Raw genomic sequence first — 17,635 nt, forward strand, 5'->3', positions numbered from 1 at the left:
AGAAGGACTTATCGCAGGCCTAGCAATGCGGCATTGGCGGCCTTGACCAGCTCGATCCATTCCAATGCACTGATCACCCCCGCTTGCTCCAGCGCTTCTGCGCTGCGCAGCGCCTGGTCATAGTCCTCTTCTTCGAGAATACCCGCGCTGAGAAAACGGCTGCGCCACTCCAGCATGGCTGAAGTGCCCTTCTTGCATTCCATCTGTTCACTGACTCCAAGGCAAAAGACCAGGCCGCGTTTCACGACTCATTATGACGCGGCCGAGACTACACGAGCACTTTGCACTTGAGAATGACTGACAACGACCGCTAGTCCAACGGTACGGGTAGGCAGCGCTGCCGCGAGCGGGCAGGCGGTGGGCCCGTCCGCGAGATAGACGGGCCGCAGGGGGCAGGAGCAGATCAGCCCGGCGGGATGGTGCCGAGCAGGCCTACCAGTAGGGTCAACAGCAGAAAGCCACCCAGAAACAGCGCGAGCTTGCCCATCGGAACCTCTTCACAGTGATATCGGGACACACCCATTGTCGGCGCTCGACTGATACGGATACAGATGCAGGTTGGTGAGAAAAAAGCGGATCAGATGCGTGTGGGGGGCTGGGGAATTGCTACTTAACATTTCGGTTCGTGTAAAAGCCGGCGGTTGGGGGGGATTCGCCGGCTGGTCGAATTTTCCCGGCCAGAAACCCAGCGGATACAGGCCTATGGCGGTTTTTTTCGGTACATGAATGGAAACAACCAGTGCGGTGATTTGTAGGAAGTCTTACCGCTGGTAGTAGGTAGAATCTACAAAGTGCTTTTTTACTGTATAAAATCCCAGTGCTAATTGCGGAATTTGACCTGTTACGGTCATTTTTTCTTACAACAGCACGGATGCTTTAGCGCATGAGGGAGTGATGGACGAGTTCACTAGTTCGGGCCTGGGGTTGCAGCAGAGCCTGCTGAATTTGCGTCGGGATCGGGACAAGTTGCTGGCTGAGGGGAAGGTGGGGGCGGCGCGGTTGCTGAATCGTGAGATCAAGCGGATCGAGGGGATGCTGGCTCGGTTGCGCCTTAGGGAGTGAAAGGGGTATGGCTTGGGTTGTTTGTCGCCGGTGAGATCGAGCGCCGCCCGCGCGGCGCTTCGCGAGCTGCGCTCGCTCCTACGTTTGTTTCGGGCCAGTTATGCCTGTACCGTCGCGCGCGACCGCCTTGTTGGTTCCCTTCGATGTCGCGTCGTACGCCAGGGCGCGCGCGCAGCTAACATGAACATTGGCCCGAAACAAACGTAGGAGCGAGCGTAGCTCGCGAAGCGCCGCGCGGGCGGCGCTCGATCTCACAGGCGCTACAAGACGCAACCCGCAAGCGCGGCGCGTGATCGCGCCCACAACACACCCTCCCGCCAAACACCTCCCCCCAGCAACTTTTTCACATCCCCTTCACCGCCCCCAAACAACACCCCCCCTACGATTGCCCCCGCTAAACACCCAGACACAAACATTTTGTTACCTGTGCTGGACATTTTTCCCATTCACGCTTGGCTTGCACGCAGAACACCGTGCTGGAAGCACGCCCCCGTTCGTTGTACTCACCCCACCCAACGCCGCGCTCGCACCGGATTGCCCCGGGCGCACCGTTGAAACCGAAAACCGTCTGGCACCAAGGCCTACCCATGACGTCCGACATCCGCCCGCTGCGCCCGTCTGCCCGCTCACTGCCTACCCTAGCCACCCCCTCGCTGGCCCAACGCATGGCCATCCCCGGCCTTGTGCTGGCGTTCATGCTGTTCTACCTGCTTCCGCTGATGAACCACGGCTTGTGGATACCCGATGAAACCCGCTATGCCCAGATCGGCCAGGAGATCCTGCTGAGCGACAACTGGGTTGGCCCGCACTTCATGGGCATCCGCTACTTCGAAAAGCCAATCGGCGGCTACTGGCTGCTCGCCCTGGGCCAGGCGATTTTCGGCGAGAACCTGTTCGGCGTGCGCATCGCCTCGGCCTTGAGCACCGGCATCAGCATCTGCCTGGCCTACCTGATCGCCCGCAGGCTGTGGAACAACCCACGGATCAGCGCCAGCGCCGCCCTGCTGTACATGAGCTTCGGCCTGATCGCAGGCCAAGCCGGCTACGCCAACCTCGACCCGCAGTTCACCCTGTGGGTCAACCTGAGCCTGGTGGCAGTATGGTTCGCCATCGACAGCCACAGCACCCGCGCCCGCCTGCTCAGCTGGGCATTGCTGGGCGTGGCCTGCGCCATGGGCCTGATGACCAAGGGCTTTCTCGCCCTGCTGCTGCCGGTGCTGGTCACCCTGCCATTCATGCTCTGGCAGCGGCGCTTCGGCGAGCTGCTGCGCTACGGCCCGGTCGCCATCCTGGTGGCGGTGGCCGTCAGCCTGCCCTGGGTGCTGGCGGTGCAGGTGCGTGAACCGGACTTCTGGCGGTTCTTCTTCTGGCACGAGCACATCCGCCGCTTTGCCGCCGGTGCCGATGCCCAGCACGCACGGCCATGGTGGTTCTACCTGCCGCTGCTGTTCGCCGCCAGCCTGCCTTGGGCCGTGCTGCTGCCGAGCGCCCTGCTGCGCGCCTGGCGCGAGCGGCGGGTGCCGAAAATGGCCTTCCTGGGGCTGTGGTTCCTGCTGCCCCTGGCCTTCTTCAGCGCCAGCAGCGGCAAGCTGCCAACCTACATCATGCCGTGCCTGCTGCCACTGGCCTTGTTGATGGCCTGCAGTATCAACGGCTGGCTGCACAACCAGGACACGCGCGTGCTGCGCCTGAACGGCGCGGTCAACACCCTGCTGGCAGCGGTCGCCCTGGTGGCACTGGTGTACCTGCAGGCCACTCGCCAGCTTTACCAGCACGTCGAAATGTACAGCCTGCTGCTGGTGTGCGTCGTGCTCACCAGCTGGCTGATCGCCAATGCGCTGCAGGCCATGCGCCCACTGGCCCTATGGGCGATGCCAGCGCTGGGCATCGGCATGCTGGTGGCGCTGCTGCCAGCGGCCATGCCGGCGAGCATCGTCAACAGCAAGATGCCCGACACCTTCATTGCCGAGCACCAGCAGGCCCTGGGCCAGGCCCACACCCTGCTGAGCAACGACCTGGGCACCGCGTCCGCGCTGGCCTGGCGCCTGCGCCGGCCTGAAGTGGTGCTGTTCAACACCGTTGGCGAACTCAAGTACGGCCTCAGCGACCCCGCCATGGCCGCGCGCAAGGTTGGCCTCGACGACCTCGGCCCCTGGATGGCCGAAGCGCGCAGCAAGGGCTCGGTGGGCGTGGTGCTGCGCATCAACAGCCAGGACGAAGTGCAGGAAGCCCAGGCCATGCCCAAGGAGGGCGAGCACTTCCGCCGCGGCAACCTGGAAATCTTCATCATTCCCCAGCGCCAGCCATGAGGCTGCTCCGTAACGACCGGCGCGCCCTGCTGCTGTTGCTGGCCACCACGGCACTGATGCTGCTGGTTGGCCTGGGCAACCGCGAGCTGTGGGGCGCAGAAACCCGCTGGGCCAATATCAGCCTGCAAATGCTGCAGAGCGGCGACTACTTCGACCCCTACCTCAAGGGCGGCGCCTACTATGACAAGCCGCTGCTGTCGTACTGGCTGATCACCGCCAGCGCCTGGCTGACCGGTAGCCTGGGCGCCTGGTCGCTGCGGCTGTCTTCGGTGCTGGCGGCGTGGTTGAGCGTATGGCTGGTGTACCTGTTGGGCGAGCGCCTGCTGCAACGGGGCACTGGCCTGATCGCCGGCTGGATGCTGGCCACCACCTTTTATTTCGTGTTCTGGGCACGGGTGGCCACCGCCGACATTCTCACCGTATGCGGTGTGCTGGCGGCGCTCTGGTGGTACTGGCGCGGGCCGGACGACACAGGGTTCTGGCGCTACAGCGTGTTCGTCGGGCTGCTGGCACTGACATCACTGTGCAAGGGCCTGATCGGCTTCATCCTGCCAGGGTTGCTGCTGTTGCCCCACCTGCTGGGCCAAGGCCGCTGGAAGCGCCACCTGAACCTCAGGCTGGCAGCGGCGCTGCTGCTGGGCGGGGCGCTGTACATCACGCCGTTCCTGCTGTCGCACCTGTATGGCGCGGCGAACTATGCCGAGAGTGGCCTTGGCCTGGTGGTGCGGGAAAACCTGGTGCGGTTCTTCCAGCCCTTCGACAACCTCGGCCCGCTCTACACCTACCTGCTGTACCTGCCGGTATATACCCTGCCTTGGGCCCCTTGCTGGATGATCGCCCTGTGGGTTGCCCTACGCCAATGGCGGCACATCGAGCCGAACACCCGCTGGCTGGTCCAGGGGCTCGCCCTGCTGATGCTGTTCTTCACCGCCAGCGGCAGCCGGCGCAGCTATTACGTATTGCCGCTGGTGCCGTTCGCCCAACTGCTCGGGGCCTGGTGGGTCACCCGCTGGCTGGCCGTACGCAACAGCCAAGGCCGCGGCTTGCACCTGGGCTTTGCGGCAACGGCGGCCCTGCTGGTGGCGGTGCTGGGCATCCTGGTGCCATGGAGCAACGGTGGCGGCGGCGTGATCGGCTTTGGCAAGGCCGTACGCGAGCTGGCCAGCGCACAGGCACCGCTGGCGCAGTGGCACCTGGTGATGGTCGAGGTAGACAACAAAGTGCCGATGTACCTGCAAACCGGTGGCGCCCCCTTCCGCTATGTCGCCGACACCGAGGACTACCCGCGCAGCGGCGACACCGCCACGCTGATGGCCTGGCTGGAGCGCGACAGCGGCCAGCACTGGGACCCGCACCGCACCATCATCGTGGCCCATTACCGGCCCGGCCAACCGCCACCGCTCGACTACCTGAGCCACGATCACCAGGTCATCACCACCCAGCCAAGCCGAGGGGAACGGCTGTTGCACTCCGGCGCTGAGCACAGCGTGGCTTATATACCCAAGGCGTGATGTTTAACGCCCGAGCGTGCAACTTAAGCGCACCGTGCAGCCAACGCCGGACATTAATAAATATTTAATAAAACAATGCATTACGGCGGTTCTAACTATTCGTTATCCATCCATTTGAATGGCAACCTGAACCTGAGCTGTCCAACAGCAAGATGTCACGCTGGCGCGACTGTTTTTTGATGTTTCTTTCACAAATTCAGGCATAACCTTGATTGGATAAGCCCCGGTATTAGCCGCGGCGGCAAACACCGAAAGACTGACTTCGCGCAAACCATTAATCATTTTGCCAGTGCCCTTGATGCAAAAGCATTTATTGCGTCTACGCTGGGAATGGATTCAATGAAATCAATGGGTTCTGTTATTTATTGCATGACCGAGGTGTTCATGAGTGAGGCGTTTCTCCCCTTCTCTCGCCCTAGCATGGGCGAAGAAGAAATTGCAGCTGTCGGCCACGTTCTGCGCTCGGGCTGGATCACCACCGGGCCACAGAACCAGGCATTGGAAGAACAGTTTGCCCAATACGTCGGTTGTCGCCATGCCGTGGCCCTGTCCTCGGCCACCGGCGGCATGCACATCGCCCTGCTGGCCCTGGGCATTGGCCCAGGGGACGAAGTGATCACCCCGTCGCAAACCTGGGTTTCGACCGCCAACATGATTTCGCTGATCGGCGCCACGCCGGTGTTCGTCGACATCGACCGCGACACCCTGATGACCGACGCCGCCCGTATCGAAGCGGCCATCACCCCACGCACCAAGGCCATCATCCCGGTGCACTACGCCGGCGCCGCATTCGACCTCGACCCGCTGTACGCCTTGGCCGACAAGCATGGAATCGCCGTGATCGAAGACGCCGCCCATGCCGCCGGCACCCGCTACAAAGGCCGCCATGTCGGTGCCCGTGGCACGGCGATCTTCTCGTTCCACGCGATCAAGAACATGACCTGCGCCGAAGGCGCGATGTTCGTCAGCGACGACGAAGCCCTGGCCAGCCGCGTGCGCATGCTCAAGTTCCATGGCCTGGGCGTTGATGCCTACGACCGCCTGACCCACGGCCGCAAGCCCCAGGCCCAGGTCATCGAGCCTGGCTTCAAGTACAACCTGGCCGACATCAACGCCGCCATCGCCCTGGTGCAGCTCAAGCGCCTGGATGCGATCAACGCCCGCCGCAGCGAGCTGGCCGCGCGCTACCAGCAGCGCCTTGAAGGCCTGCCGGTGCAACCGCTGGCGCTGCCGGCCTACCCGCAGCAGCACGCCTGGCACCTGTACATCCTGCGCATCGACAGCGAACGCTGTGGCCTGGACCGCGAAGCCTTCATGAAAGGCCTGCAGGAACGTGGCATCGGCAGCGGCATTCATTTCATCGCCACCCACCTGCACACCTGGTACCGCCAGCGCGACCCGCAGCTGTCGCTGCCCAACACCGAATGGAACTCGGCGCGGCTGTGCTCGATTCCATTGTTCCCGGACATGACCGACCACGACCTCGAGCGGGTCGTCACCGCCATTGAACAGCTTGTGGGAAATCGCCCGTGAGACCTTACCCGATCCACCGCGTGTCCATCGTCATCCCGGTGTACAACGAAGAACAGAGCCTGCCGGAGCTGCTGCGCCGCACCGCAGCCGCCTGCCAGCAACTGCATCACCCCTATGAAATCGTGCTGGTCGACGACGGCAGCCGCGACGAATCCGCCAGCATCCTGGAAGACGCCGCCAAGGCCGAGAACAGCCCGTTCGTGGCGGTGATCCTCAACCGCAACTACGGCCAGCACGCAGCGATCATGGCCGGCTTCGAGCAGTGCCAGGGCGATGTGGTGATTACCCTCGACGCCGACCTGCAGAACCCGCCGGAGGAGATCCCGCGGCTGGTCGCCGAGGCCGAGCGCGGTTTCGACGTGGTCGGCACGGTGCGCAGCAACCGCCAGGACTCGGCCCTGCGCCGCTGGCCGTCGAAGGTCATCAACTACGCGGTCAAGCGCTCCACCGGCGTTGCCATGAGCGACTACGGCTGCATGCTGCGCGCCTACCGGCGCACGGTGATCGACGCCATGCTCGCCTGCCGCGAGCGCAGCACGTTCATCCCCATCCTGGCCAACAGTTTCGCCCGCCACACCACCGAAATCACCGTGCACCACGCCGAGCGCGAACACGGCGACTCCAAGTACAGCCCCATGCGCCTGATCAGCCTGATGTTCGACCTGATCACCTGCATGACCACCACGCCCCTGCGCCTGCTGAGCATCGTCGGTTTCAGCATGGCCGCACTCGGCGTGCTGTTCGCCGTGGCGCTGATCGTGCTGCGCCTGGCCTTCGGCCCGGGCTGGGCGGGCAACGGCCTGTTCGTGCTGTTCGCCGTGTTGTTCGTGTTCACCGGTGGCCAGTTCATCGGCATGGGCCTGCTGGGCGAGTACCTGGGCCGCATGTACAGCGATGTGCGCGCCCGCCCACGGTTCTTCATCGAAAAAGTGCTGCGCAGCGGCCCTGCGCCCACCCCTGCAACCCCAGTCACCGTTGACGGTTTCACTTCCTCCACTTCTGGTCAGGTTCATTCATGAGTGCAAAAACAGTTGTCTTCGCCTACCACGATATCGGCTGCGCCGGCATTGAAGCCCTGCTTGCCTGCGGCTATGACATTGCAGCGGTGTTCACTCATGCCGACGACCCCAAGGAAAACACCTTCTACGGCTCGGTAGCCCAGTTGTGCGCCCGCAAGGGCATTGCGGTGCACGCCCCCGAGGACGTCAACCACCCGCTGTGGGTGGAGCGCATCAACACCCTCGCACCGGACTACCTGTTCTCCTTCTACTACCGCAACCTGCTGGGCGAACCCTTGCTGGCCGCCGGGCGCAAGGGCGCATTCAACCTGCATGGCTCACTGCTGCCGCGCTACCGTGGCCGGGCGCCGGCCAACTGGGTGCTGGTCAACGGCGAAAGCGAAACCGGCGTGACCCTGCACCGCATGGTCAAGCGTGCCGATGCCGGCGCCATCGTCGCCCAGCTGCCGGTGGCCATCGAACGCAGCGACACGGCGCTGAGCCTGCACGGCAAGCTGCGCGCCGCCGCCGCCGACCTGCTGCGCGACACCTTGCCGGCGCTGCGCCAGGGCAAGCTCAGCGAAACCCCGCAGGACGAGGCCAAGGCCACCGTGTTCGGCCGCCGTACCGCCGCCGATGGCCGCCTGGACTGGCAGCAACCTGCCGAAACTCTGTTCAACCTGGTGCGCGCCGTCACCCAGCCCTACCCCGGCGCGTTCTGCCCGGTGGGCGAGCACAAACTGATCGTGTGGCAGGCGGATGTCGCCAAGGGCAACGAGGGCCTGGCCCCTGGCCGGGTAATCAGCACCGACCCGCTGCGCGTTGCCTGTGGCGAGGATTCGCTGGTGATCCACGCCGGCCAGCGCAACGACAACGGCCTGTACCTGAGCGGCCCGCAACTGGCCGGTGAATTGGGCCTGGTCGAGGGCTCGCTGCTGCGCGCCGCCGACTCACGCCGCGCCGTTCGCCGCACCCGGGTGCTGATCCTGGGTGTGAACGGCTTTATCGGCAACCACCTGTCCGAACGCCTGCTCAGCGACGAGCGTTATGAGGTGTACGGCCTGGACATCGGCTGCGACGCCATCGAACGCCTGCGCAACCACCCGCGCTTCCACTTCGTCGAAGGCGATATCAGCATCCATTCCGAGTGGATCGAATACCACATCAAGAAGTGCGACGTGGTGCTGCCGCTGGTGGCCATCGCCACGCCCATCGAATACACCCGCAACCCGCTGCGCGTGTTCGAGCTGGACTTCGAGGAAAACCTGCGCCTGGTGCGCTACTGCGTGAAGTACAACAAGCGCGTGATCTTCCCGTCCACCTCGGAAGTCTATGGCATGTGCCAGGACCCGAACTTCGATGAAGACACCTCCAACCTGGTGGTCGGGCCGATCAACAAGCAGCGCTGGATCTACTCGGTGTCCAAGCAGCTGCTCGACCGGGTGATCTGGGCCTATGGCCAGAAGGGCCTGAACTTCACCCTGTTCCGCCCCTTCAACTGGATGGGCCCGCGCCTGGACCGCCTGGACTCGGCGCGCATCGGCAGCTCCCGGGCCATCACCCAGTTGATCCTCAACCTGGTGGAAGGCACGCCGATCCGCCTGTTCGACGGCGGCGCGCAGAAGCGCTGCTTCACCGACATCGCCGATGGCGTCGAGGCCCTGGCACGGATCATCGACAACGACGGCGATGCCTGCAACGGCCAGATCATCAACATCGGCAACCCGGACAACGAAGCCAGCATTCGCCAGCTGGGCGAAGAACTGCTGCGCCAGTTCGAAGCCCACCCGCTGCGCAGCCACTTCCCGCCGTTCGCCGGTTTCCGCGATGTCGAGAGCAAGGCGTTCTACGGCGGCGGCTACCAGGACGTGTCCCACCGCAAGCCAAGCATTGCCAATGCCAAGCGCCTGCTGAACTGGGAACCGACCGTAGAGATGCGCGAAACCATCGGCAACACGCTGGACTTCTTCCTGCGCGAAGCCCTGCGCGAGGTCGAAGCCCGCCCGGCAGAAGATGCACGCTGATGCAGGCCGGGCTACGCATCGATGTCGACACCTACCGCGGCACCCGTGAAGGTGTGCCGCGCTTGCTGGAGCTGCTGGACGAAGCGCAGGTGAAGGCAACGTTCTTCTTCAGTGTCGGCCCGGACAACATGGGCCGCCACCTGTGGCGCCTGGTGCGGCCACAGTTCCTGTGGAAGATGCTGCGCTCCAATGCGGCCGGGCTGTACGGCTGGGACATTCTGCTGGCCGGCACCGCCTGGCCCGGCAAGCCGATTGGCCGCGACCTCGGCCACCTGATGCGCCGCGCCCGCGAGGCCGGCCATGAGGTGGGCCTGCACGCCTGGGACCACCACGGCTGGCAGGCCAATGCCGGGCGCTGGACGGCGGCGCAGCTGGGCGAGCAGATCCGCCGTGGGGTCGACACCCTCAGCGACATCCTGGGGGCCAAGGTGGACTGCTCGGCCGCCGCCGGCTGGCGTGCCGACGAGCGGGTGATCGAGGCCAAGCAGGCGTTCGGCTTTCGCTACAACAGCGACTGCCGCGGCGCCAGCCTGTTCCGCCCGCGCCTGGCCGACGGCTCGCCGGGGGCGCCGCAAATACCGGTGGACTTGCCCACCTTCGACGAGGTGGTGGGCCCGCAGGTGGCCGCCGCCGACTTCAACGCCTTCATCCTGAGGCAGTTCCTGCCCCAGGCACTCAACGTCTACACCATTCACGCAGAGGTAGAAGGGATTCTGATGGCCGAGGATTTTCGCCAGTTGCTGGCCACTGCACGCCAGCAAGGCATCACGTTCAAACCGCTGGGCGAGCTGTTGCCCGCCTCGCTCGACAGCTTGCCCGTTGCCTGCGTGCAACGCGGCACCCTCGGCGGCCGTGAAGGCTGGCTGGGAGTGCAAGGGGCATGAGCAAACGCTGGACGCTACCGTTGCTGCTGGGCCTGTTCGTGCTTGCCTACCTGCTGCCGTTGGGCAGCCATGGCTTGTGGATTCCCGATGAAACCCGCTATGCGCAAATCAGCCAGGAAATGCTGCTGACCGGCGACTGGATCTCGCCGCACTTCATGGGCCTGCGCTACTTCGAAAAACCCATCGCCGGCTACTGGATGATTGCCCTTGGCCAAGGCGTGTTCGGCCAGAACCTGTTCGGTGCGCGCTTCGCCTCGGCGCTGGCCACAGGCTTGAGCGTGCTGCTGTGCTACGTGGTGGCACGGCGGCTGTGGAACGACCCACGCAAGAGCCTGGCCAGCGCCCTGCTGTACATGAGCTTCGTGATGGTTGCAGGCCAAGCCGGCTACGCCAACCTCGACCCGCAGTTCACCTTGTGGGTCAACCTCAGCCTGGTGGCCCTGTGGTTCGCCCTGACCAGCCACGGCGGCGGCCAGCGCCTGGCCGCCTGGGCCGTGCTGGGGCTGGCCTGTGGCATGGGCTTCATGACCAAGGGCTTTCTCGCCTGGGCCTTGCCGGTGCTGATCGCCCTGCCGTGGATGCTGTGGCAGAAACGCTGGCGCGAGCTGCTGGTATACGGCCCGCTGGCCATCGCCGTGGCGGTGCTGGTGAGCCTGCCCTGGGTGCTGGCCGTGCACGCCCAGGAACCGGACTACTGGCGGTTCTTCTTCTGGCATGAGCACATCCGCCGCTTTGCCGGGGAAGATGCCCAGCATGCTGCGCCCTGGTGGTTCTACTTGCCACTGCTGGTGGCATTCAGCCTGCCCTGGGCCGGGCTGCTGCCCACGGCGCTGAAACAGGCCTGGCACAGCCGCGCCCAGGCCAGCATCGGCTTCCTGCTGCTGTGGCTGCTGATGCCGCTGCTGTTCTTCAGCCTGAGCAAAGGCAAGCTGCCGACCTACATCCTGCCCTGCCTGCTGCCCCTGGCCCTGCTGTTGGGCCACGCCCTGGGCGAGCGTTTGCACGCGCAGCAAGGCCGTGCCTTGGGCCTCAACGGTTGGCTCAATGTCGCGCTGGGGGCGGTTGCCCTGGTCGCCCTGGCCTGGCTGCAGCTGAAAAAACCGGTGTACGAGCACGAACTGCCCAGCCTGTTGTGGCTGTGCGTGGGCCTGGCCGGCTGGCTGGTCAGCAGCCTGGCCCAGGCGCTGTCGCCGCTGCGCTGCTGGGCCGCGCCGGCGCTGGGCAGCCTGCTTTTGGTCGGCCTGCTGCCGGCGGCACTGCCCAAGGCGGTGGAGGCCAGCAAAACCCCCGACCAGTTCGTGCTGCAACACCAGGGCGAGCTGGCCGGCGCCACCTACCTGATGAGCAACGACCTGGGCGCGGCGTCGGCACTGGCCTGGCGCCTCAAGCGCAACGACGTGACGCTGATCAACACCATCGGCGAACTGAAATATGGCCTGGCCTATCCTGAGGCAGCCGCACGCCACGTCGCCAGCGAACAGCTGCGGCAATGGGTGGCCGATGCCCGCCGAAACGGTTCGGTCGCAGTGCTCATGCGTGTGAAGGACAAAGATGATCGCCATGATCTCGACTTGCTGCCAGACGATGGCACGCGCTATCAGCAAGGCAACTTGGTGATCGTGATACTTCCAGGAGCTGCGCCATGAGTTGGCTGTTGCTGCTCAGTGCCTGCCTGCTGACCTGCCTGGGCCAGGTGGCGCAGAAATTCGCCGTGGAAAGCTGGCGTGCCCAGCCCAGCGGCTGGGCCGGCAAACTGCGCTCGCCATGGCTGTGGCTGGCCCTCGCCGCACTCGGCAGCGGCCTGCTGGTGTGGCTGCTGGTGCTGCAGCGCATGGAGGTCGGCATCGCCTACCCGATGCTCAGCCTGAATTTCGTGCTGGTCACCCTGATTGCCCGCTTCGCCTTCCATGAGCCGGTGGACCGCCGCCACTGGCTGGGCGTGGCGCTGGTGATTGCCGGCGTGGCCTTGCTGGGGCAACAGGCATGAACCCGCGCCTGGGCATCACCTACGCCCTGGGCAGCGTGCTGCTGGTAAGCAGCGCGCAGCTGGCCATGCGCTGGAGCATGACCCGCTTGCCGCAACCTTGCGCGTGGCTTTCAGCGCTGATGGGCAACGGCGTCGATGCCCTGCCGCTGGCCGTGGTGCTGGCGGCGATCGGCGCCTATGGCCTGTCGATGCTCTGCTGGCTGCTGGCCCTGCGTGACCTGCCGTTGGGCCGGGCCTATTCGCTGCTGAGCCTGAGCTACGCCCTGGTCTACCTGCTGGCGGCCAGCCTGCCGCTGTTCGACGAACATTTCAGCCTTGGCAAAACAGCCGGCGTGGCCTTGGTCATGCTCGGCGTCATCACCATCAATTCCCGTCCGGCCCGTGCGCCCGCGTTCAGGAGTGCTCCATGAAAATCACAGTGTTTGGCAGCGGATATGTCGGCCTGGTGCAAGCTGCGGTATTGGCCGAGGTCGGCCACGATGTCGTCTGCATGGATGTTGACCAGAAGAAGGTCGATTTGCTGCGCGAAGGCCATGTCAGCATCTTCGAACCGGGCCTGTCGAGCCTGGTGCGCGAAGGCCTGGATGGCGGCCGTCTGCACTTCACCACCGATGAACAGCTGGCCGTGGAACACGGCCGGGTGGCCTTCATCGCCGTCGGCACGCCGTCCTGCGAGGATGGCTCGGCCGACCTCAAGTATGTGATGTCGGTGGGCGATGCGGTGGCCCGCCATCGCCAGCAACCGCTGATCCTGGTGGAAAAATCCACCGTGCCAGTGGGCACCGGCGACAAGCTGCGCGCCCATATCGATACGGCCCTGGCAGGCCGCGCGCTGCGCATCGATATCGTGTCCAACCCAGAATTTCTCAAGGAAGGCTCGGCCGTGGCCGACTGCCGCCGCCCCGACCGTATCGTCATCGGCTGCGACGGTGAAGACGTGCGCGACGTGATGCGCGACCTTTACGCGCCGTTCAACCGCAACCACGACCGCATCATGTTCATGGACCTGCGCAGCGCCGAGCTGACCAAGTACGCCGCCAACTGCATGCTTGCCACCAAGATCAGCTTCATCAACCAGATCGCCGAACTTGCCGAACACCTGGGCGCCGATATCGAGTCGGTACGCCAGGGCATCGGGGCCGACACTCGCATCGGCTACCACTTCATCTACCCAGGCTGCGGCTACGGCGGCTCGTGCTTCCCCAAAGACATGCGCGCACTGATCCACAGCGCCGAGCAGGCCCATTGCTCCAGCGACCTGCTGCAGGCGGTCGAGGCCATCAACGAGCGGCAGAAGCACAAGCTGTTCGAACGGATCAAGGCGTTCTACAAAGGCAGCCTGCGCGGCAAGACCTTCGCCGTCTGGGGCCTGGCGTTCAAGCCCAACACCGACGACATGCGCGATGCCCCAAGCCGCGTGCTGCTCGAATCGCTGTGGGCTGCCGGCGCCAGCGTGCGCGCGTTCGACCCGGAGGCCATGCAGGAAACCCAGCACCTGTACCCCAACGAAGAAAAGCTGATGCTGATGGGCACGCCGGAATCGGTGCTGTCCGGTGCCGATGCGCTGATCATCTGCACCGAGTGGCAGCAGTTCAAGGCCCCGGACTTCGAGCTGATCCAGCAGCGCCTGAAGGCCCCGGTGATCTTCGACGGGCGCAACCTGTACGATGCCGAGCGCCTGGCGCGAAAAGGCTTCAAATACTTCCCGATTGGCCGCGGCGACTCTTGCCAGCTGCCAGTGGCACCGCACCTGCCGCGCCGCCGGTCTAAAGCAGCCTGATGCCCTTGCCCCTCACCGTGCGCCGGCAGTCCCTGGTTGCAGGGCTGCTGGCGCTGCTGCTGTTCTGCGCCGGCGCCCAGGGGCTGGCGCCCATCGGCTTCGACTCGCGCTTCGTGCTGTTCGCCCAGGAGATGCTGCGCCATGGGCCAACGGTGTTCCCTACCACCTACGGGCAGCCGTATGCCGACTACACGGCGCTCTCGACCCTGTTCATCTGGCTGCTGTCGCTGCCCATGGGCGCCGTCGACAGCCTTGGCGCCTGGCTGCCCAGCGCCTTCGCTGGCGCAGTGATCGTCACCTTGATGTACCGGCTGCTGGCGCCCTTCTCGCTGCGCTGGGCTTGGGCCAGTATCGTGATGCTGGTGCTGACCGCCACGTTTGTCAGCGAAGTGCGGGCCGTGTCCCAGGACCTGATGCTGGCGGCCGTGGCGTTCGCCGTGTTCTACCTGGGTTATGCCCACGACCACCACGGCGCCGGGCGGCGCTGGCCGTTGCTGTTCGCGTTGTTGCTGCTGGGCTTTGGCATTCGCGGGCCGATCGGGCTGGTGGTGCCGACGGGCATGCTGTGCAGCTACTACCTGCTGGCTGGGCAATGGCGGCGCATGCTGGTGTTCGGGGTGCTGGCCAGCGTGCTGCTGGCGCTGTGTGTAGGGCTGTTGCTGTGGCTGGCCAAGGCCAGTGGTGGGCAAGCGTTTCTGGACGATGTGATTCGCATGCAGTTCATGGGGCGCATGGACGGCAGCGAGGGGGCCAGCAGTGCGCTGTTCTACTTCAGCAGTTCGCTGGGCAACTATGCCCTTGCCTACCCGCTGGCGTTGCTGGTGCTGATCGCCGCCGGGCTTGCCCAGGCAAGGCTGCAGGGGCCGGCATTGCGGCTGGTGGTGTACTGCGCGGCGGCGGGGTTGCTGGTGATGCTCGGGCTGTCGATTCCGTTGGCCAAGAAGGCACGCTATGTACTGCCGATGCTGCCGATGGCGGCAATCATCGCAGCCTACCCGTTCCAGGTGGCCCAGGGGCGGTTGTTCGCCTGGCTGCGCGGGCTGATTCAGGCACTGTGGCTGGTGTTGCCAGGCGTGCTGATGATCGCCCTGCTGGTTGCCCATCGCCGTTACGCCGGGCAACTGGGTTCGATCAGCGTGCCGGTCGCGGTGCTGGCGGCCTTGCAGTTGTTGGCCGTGTCCCGGCTCTGCTGGCCACGCAGGCGGGCCGAGGTGCTGGCCGGCTGCGCGGTGCTGGCGGTGTGGCTGGTGTACGTGGCGGTGTTCGAGCCGGTGCAGCGGCGGCTGTATGATACGCGCGCATTCACCCAGGCGGTGATGGCGCAAGTGGCCCAGCAGCCGGCGCCGCTGGTGCTGCACCGGCTGGGGCAGGACGCCAAGGCCATCAAGTTCATGGTCAATGTCGACCACGACCTGCAACCGCTGTTCACTGAAACGCCCGCGCAGTTGCAGGCCTTGCAGAGGCCGGCCTGGGTCATCATGACGCGGCAGGACTTCCAGGCGTTGCAGGGCTCGGCGCCGGGCGCGCTGGAGCCACGCCTGGGTGGGCGGTTTGACAACGACGACTATGTGCTGCTGCGCCGTGCGCCGTGACGCCTTGCGGGGCTGCGCACGGGGTAGAAGTGAACGTTTCGGGCGCAAGGCACTCCATGTATCGCACCTGTGCCGAGCCAGGCCCCAGGTGAGGGAAATGAATCCCGCGAACCTTCCATGGAGCAGGAAGTGATGAGCGTTACCTTGAGATGCCTGAAATGCGACGGGCAGGACCTGGTCAAGCCCGTGCGGCTGCACCGCAAGTCCATCCTTACCTGCCGGACGTGTAACGCCATCGCCCTGTATGGCGACCTGCTGGAGGCCTCGGGCCGGCGCCTGATGGCCGACCTGCAAGAGCAGTTGGCTTCGATGCGGGCGGGCTAGCCAGCCTGGCCTAGAGCCTGAAGCGCACGTGAATGCAGCTTTTGCCCTCCAGCCGGTCGATGGTCACCGCGGCGCTGCCATAACCTGAATAGCTGTTCACCAGGCGCATGCCCAGGCCGGTGCCAGTGGGCTTGGGGTAGCTGTCGGGAAACCCGTCGCCCTCGTCCTTCACCGTCAGCAGCACATGGTCCTGTGCATGCTTGACCGCCACCTCCACGGTGCCCTTGCCGTACTTCAACGCGTTGGTGATGAGCTCGGAGATCACCAACCCCAAGGGTGCCATGCGCTCGAGCGGCAGCACGAAGTCGTCGGTTTCGAGCAGGATCTTGCGGTCAGCCAGGGCCTTGCCGAGGTCGCCCAGCAAGGCATTCAGATAATCCCCAGCCGACACCGTGTCGTGCTCGGCAATGTGATACAGCCGCTCATGCACGCTGGCGATGGTGACCACGCGCCCTGCGGCCGTTTCCAGTTGCAACTTCACCGCCGCGTCCGGGCTGAGGTTCGCTTGCAGCAACAACAGGGTATTGACCAGGTGCAGGCTGTTCTTGACCCGGTGATGGATCTCTTCCAGGTGCAGGTCGCTGGCACTTTGCCGGGAGTTCTGCGCTTCGATCAGCGACAGCAACTGGGCTTCGTACTGATGGCGCTCGGTGATGTCCCTGGACACCGCGATCACCCGTTCGATCTGGCCGTCGGCGCCCAGAATCGGCGCGACGGTCACATCCCACCACCTGGGCTCATCGGGCGCTGTGGGGAAGTACGCTTCGAACCTGGCGGTTTCACCGCCGGTTACCTTGCCCATGGCCTGGGCCACCAGCGAGCGGGACTCATCCGGCCAGAGTTCGGGCCAGCGTTGGCCCTTGACTTCGGCCAGGGCCGGCAGGTGCATCAGCTCAAGCCCCTTTTCGTTCATGAATTCGATTTCGCCGCTGAGCGCGAGGATTTTCACGCAATCGGGGCTGGCGTTCAGAATGCTTTCGGAATATGGGTCGGGGCGAGGCGTCTCGTTGCCGGCGGCAATGCGTTCCAGTGCCAGGGAGATGACGTTGGCGATGCCCTCCAGGAACACCAGGTCGCTTTCGACGAAATCCTCACCGTCACTGCTGTCGGCCTCTAGTACGCCAAAGGGGCCAAGCGCGCCACGAATAGGCACGTTGATGGCCCGCTCGATACCGTATTTTTTCAGCAAGTCCGGGGTGCGAAAGCGCTCTTCCATCCCCAAATGGTTGGATAACACCGGGCGAAAGGTGGACAGCGCGTACCCCGCCGGGCTGGCAATGTCACCGCCCACGGTGGCATGGCCGATGTCCGAGGCGTCCCAGCCCACACCGTGCGTCAGCACATAGGCTTCGCTGTCTGCCAGTGGCTGCAGCACTTTGGAGAAACGGGTCTGCATGCCCTCGGCCACCACCCTGCATGCCTGCGAAAGCAGTGCATCGAGGTCATCGACCTTGAGCGACATCACGCCAAACTCGACCACCAGCTCATGCTGGCGGTGCAGCCGGGCGTGGGACTTTTTCATCGCAGCCCGGATGGTTTCGTCCGGTGGTAGTTGTTGCATAGGAACTCCATCAGATGGCGACAGGGCAACCAGCAGCCCACACTGCCCCACCAACGTTTCGCCGGTAGCC

The 17,635-nt window shown here is 64.7% G+C and carries 16 protein-coding genes; 13 read left to right on the forward strand and 3 right to left on the reverse strand.

The features are described from left to right. Window positions 1-8 precede the first annotated feature (8 nt). Complete coding sequence (locus tag F3J45_RS23380; RefSeq protein WP_167068612.1) at window positions 9-203, reverse strand: hypothetical protein; 195 nt, start codon at window positions 201-203, stop codon at window positions 9-11. 691 nt (window positions 204-894) lie between these two features. On the opposite strand from F3J45_RS23380, the gene F3J45_RS23385 reads away from it, so the two are divergent. The 3 genes from F3J45_RS23385 to F3J45_RS23395 all read left to right on the forward strand — a co-directional run bounded on the left by F3J45_RS23385 (window position 895) and on the right by F3J45_RS23395 (window position 4,882). Beyond that, window positions 895-1,062, forward strand: coding sequence for a hypothetical protein (locus F3J45_RS23385; protein WP_167068616.1), 168 nt, complete (start codon window positions 895-897; stop codon window positions 1,060-1,062). 587 nt (window positions 1,063-1,649) lie between these two features. Continuing rightward, the gene (gene arnT, locus F3J45_RS23390; protein WP_167068619.1) at window positions 1,650-3,371 is read left to right on the forward strand and encodes a lipid IV(A) 4-amino-4-deoxy-L-arabinosyltransferase; all 1,722 of its coding nucleotides are present in this window, start codon (window positions 1,650-1,652) and stop codon (window positions 3,369-3,371) included. Beyond that, a complete protein-coding gene (locus tag F3J45_RS23395) occupies window positions 3,368-4,882 on the forward strand; it encodes a glycosyltransferase family 39 protein (RefSeq protein ID WP_167068622.1) in 1,515 nt (504 codons plus the stop codon). The genes arnT (F3J45_RS23390) and F3J45_RS23395 overlap by 4 nt, the downstream gene beginning before the upstream one ends. A 102-nt stretch (window positions 4,883-4,984) precedes the next feature. On the opposite strand, the gene F3J45_RS23400 is transcribed toward F3J45_RS23395, so the two are convergent. Then, on the reverse strand, window positions 4,985-5,164 hold the full coding sequence (locus tag F3J45_RS23400; RefSeq protein ID WP_167068625.1) for a hypothetical protein: 180 nt from the start codon (window positions 5,162-5,164) through the stop codon (window positions 4,985-4,987). A gap of 102 nt (window positions 5,165-5,266) precedes the next feature. On the opposite strand from F3J45_RS23400, the gene arnB reads away from it, so the two are divergent. The 10 genes from arnB to F3J45_RS23450 all read left to right on the forward strand — a co-directional run bounded on the left by arnB (window position 5,267) and on the right by F3J45_RS23450 (window position 16,004). Further along, entirely contained in the window at window positions 5,267-6,415 is a 1,149-nt protein-coding gene (arnB, locus tag F3J45_RS23405) for a UDP-4-amino-4-deoxy-L-arabinose aminotransferase (protein ID WP_167068717.1), read from the forward strand. Continuing rightward, a complete protein-coding gene (arnC, locus tag F3J45_RS23410; protein WP_167068628.1) occupies window positions 6,412-7,434 on the forward strand; it encodes an undecaprenyl-phosphate 4-deoxy-4-formamido-L-arabinose transferase in 1,023 nt (340 codons plus the stop codon). Before arnB ends, arnC begins: the two co-directional genes overlap by 4 nt. Next, window positions 7,431-9,437 (forward strand): bifunctional UDP-4-amino-4-deoxy-L-arabinose formyltransferase/UDP-glucuronic acid oxidase ArnA, encoded by a 2,007-nt coding sequence (gene arnA / locus F3J45_RS23415; protein WP_167068631.1) that lies wholly within the window; start codon window positions 7,431-7,433, stop codon window positions 9,435-9,437. Before arnC ends, arnA begins: the two co-directional genes overlap by 4 nt. Beyond that, window positions 9,434-10,321 carry a 4-deoxy-4-formamido-L-arabinose-phosphoundecaprenol deformylase gene (arnD, locus tag F3J45_RS23420; protein ID WP_205300654.1) on the forward strand — a complete coding sequence of 296 codons (888 nt, stop codon included), beginning with the start codon at window positions 9,434-9,436 and terminating at the stop codon, window positions 10,319-10,321. The genes arnA and arnD overlap by 4 nt, the downstream gene beginning before the upstream one ends. After that, window positions 10,318-11,967: a lipid IV(A) 4-amino-4-deoxy-L-arabinosyltransferase gene (gene arnT / locus F3J45_RS23425; RefSeq protein WP_167068637.1), complete on the forward strand. Its 1,650-nt coding sequence runs from the start codon at window positions 10,318-10,320 to the stop codon at window positions 11,965-11,967. The genes arnD and arnT (F3J45_RS23425) overlap by 4 nt, the downstream gene beginning before the upstream one ends. Beyond that, the gene (gene arnE / locus F3J45_RS23430; RefSeq protein ID WP_167068640.1) at window positions 11,964-12,308 is read left to right on the forward strand and encodes a 4-amino-4-deoxy-L-arabinose-phosphoundecaprenol flippase subunit ArnE; all 345 of its coding nucleotides are present in this window, start codon (window positions 11,964-11,966) and stop codon (window positions 12,306-12,308) included. The genes arnT (F3J45_RS23425) and arnE overlap by 4 nt, the downstream gene beginning before the upstream one ends. After that, window positions 12,305-12,718: a 4-amino-4-deoxy-L-arabinose-phosphoundecaprenol flippase subunit ArnF gene (arnF, locus tag F3J45_RS23435; protein ID WP_167068643.1), complete on the forward strand. Its 414-nt coding sequence runs from the start codon at window positions 12,305-12,307 to the stop codon at window positions 12,716-12,718. The genes arnE and arnF overlap by 4 nt, the downstream gene beginning before the upstream one ends. Continuing rightward, window positions 12,715-14,088, forward strand: coding sequence for a UDP-glucose/GDP-mannose dehydrogenase family protein (locus F3J45_RS23440; protein WP_167068646.1), 1,374 nt, complete (start codon window positions 12,715-12,717; stop codon window positions 14,086-14,088). The genes arnF and F3J45_RS23440 overlap by 4 nt, the downstream gene beginning before the upstream one ends. After that, window positions 14,088-15,680 (forward strand): glycosyltransferase family 39 protein, encoded by a 1,593-nt coding sequence (locus F3J45_RS23445; RefSeq protein ID WP_167068649.1) that lies wholly within the window; start codon window positions 14,088-14,090, stop codon window positions 15,678-15,680. Before F3J45_RS23440 ends, F3J45_RS23445 begins: the two co-directional genes overlap by 1 nt. 132 nt (window positions 15,681-15,812) lie before the next feature. Further along, window positions 15,813-16,004 (forward strand): hypothetical protein, encoded by a 192-nt coding sequence (locus tag F3J45_RS23450; protein WP_205299837.1) that lies wholly within the window; start codon window positions 15,813-15,815, stop codon window positions 16,002-16,004. Between the two features lie 10 nt (window positions 16,005-16,014). Here the strand turns inward: F3J45_RS23450 and F3J45_RS23455 are convergent, their stop codons facing one another. Beyond that, entirely contained in the window at window positions 16,015-17,565 is a 1,551-nt protein-coding gene (locus tag F3J45_RS23455; RefSeq protein ID WP_167068656.1) for a sensor histidine kinase, read from the reverse strand. Between the last annotated feature and the right edge of the window lie 70 nt (window positions 17,566-17,635).

The organism is Pantoea sp. Ap-967, from assembly GCF_011752565.1.
In the GTDB taxonomy this organism is placed as follows: Bacteria; Pseudomonadota; Gammaproteobacteria; order Pseudomonadales; family Pseudomonadaceae; genus Aquipseudomonas.

Excerpts from the sequence above, each read along its gene's own strand:
- arnE (WP_167068640.1), top strand. The coding sequence starts at position 11,964 with ATGAGTTGGCTGTTGCTGCTCAGTGCCTGCCTGCTGACCTGCCTGGGC.
- F3J45_RS23440 (WP_167068646.1), top strand. The coding sequence starts at position 12,715 with ATGAAAATCACAGTGTTTGGCAGCGGATATGTCGGCCTGGTGCAAGCT.
- arnT (WP_167068619.1), top strand. The coding sequence starts at position 1,650 with ATGACGTCCGACATCCGCCCGCTGCGCCCGTCTGCCCGCTCACTGCCT.
- arnT (WP_167068637.1), top strand. The coding sequence starts at position 10,318 with ATGAGCAAACGCTGGACGCTACCGTTGCTGCTGGGCCTGTTCGTGCTT.
- F3J45_RS23450 (WP_205299837.1), top strand. The coding sequence starts at position 15,813 with ATGAGCGTTACCTTGAGATGCCTGAAATGCGACGGGCAGGACCTGGTC.
- F3J45_RS23455 (WP_167068656.1), bottom strand. The coding sequence starts at position 17,565 with ATGCAACAACTACCACCGGACGAAACCATCCGGGCTGCGATGAAAAAG.
- F3J45_RS23395 (WP_167068622.1), top strand. The coding sequence starts at position 3,368 with ATGAGGCTGCTCCGTAACGACCGGCGCGCCCTGCTGCTGTTGCTGGCC.
- arnA (WP_167068631.1), top strand. The coding sequence starts at position 7,431 with ATGAGTGCAAAAACAGTTGTCTTCGCCTACCACGATATCGGCTGCGCC.
- F3J45_RS23445 (WP_167068649.1), top strand. The coding sequence starts at position 14,088 with ATGCCCTTGCCCCTCACCGTGCGCCGGCAGTCCCTGGTTGCAGGGCTG.
- arnF (WP_167068643.1), top strand. The coding sequence starts at position 12,305 with ATGAACCCGCGCCTGGGCATCACCTACGCCCTGGGCAGCGTGCTGCTG.
- arnB (WP_167068717.1), top strand. The coding sequence starts at position 5,267 with ATGAGTGAGGCGTTTCTCCCCTTCTCTCGCCCTAGCATGGGCGAAGAA.
- F3J45_RS23380 (WP_167068612.1), bottom strand. The coding sequence starts at position 203 with ATGGAATGCAAGAAGGGCACTTCAGCCATGCTGGAGTGGCGCAGCCGT.
- F3J45_RS23385 (WP_167068616.1), top strand. The coding sequence starts at position 895 with ATGGACGAGTTCACTAGTTCGGGCCTGGGGTTGCAGCAGAGCCTGCTG.
- F3J45_RS23400 (WP_167068625.1), bottom strand. The coding sequence starts at position 5,164 with ATGATTAATGGTTTGCGCGAAGTCAGTCTTTCGGTGTTTGCCGCCGCG.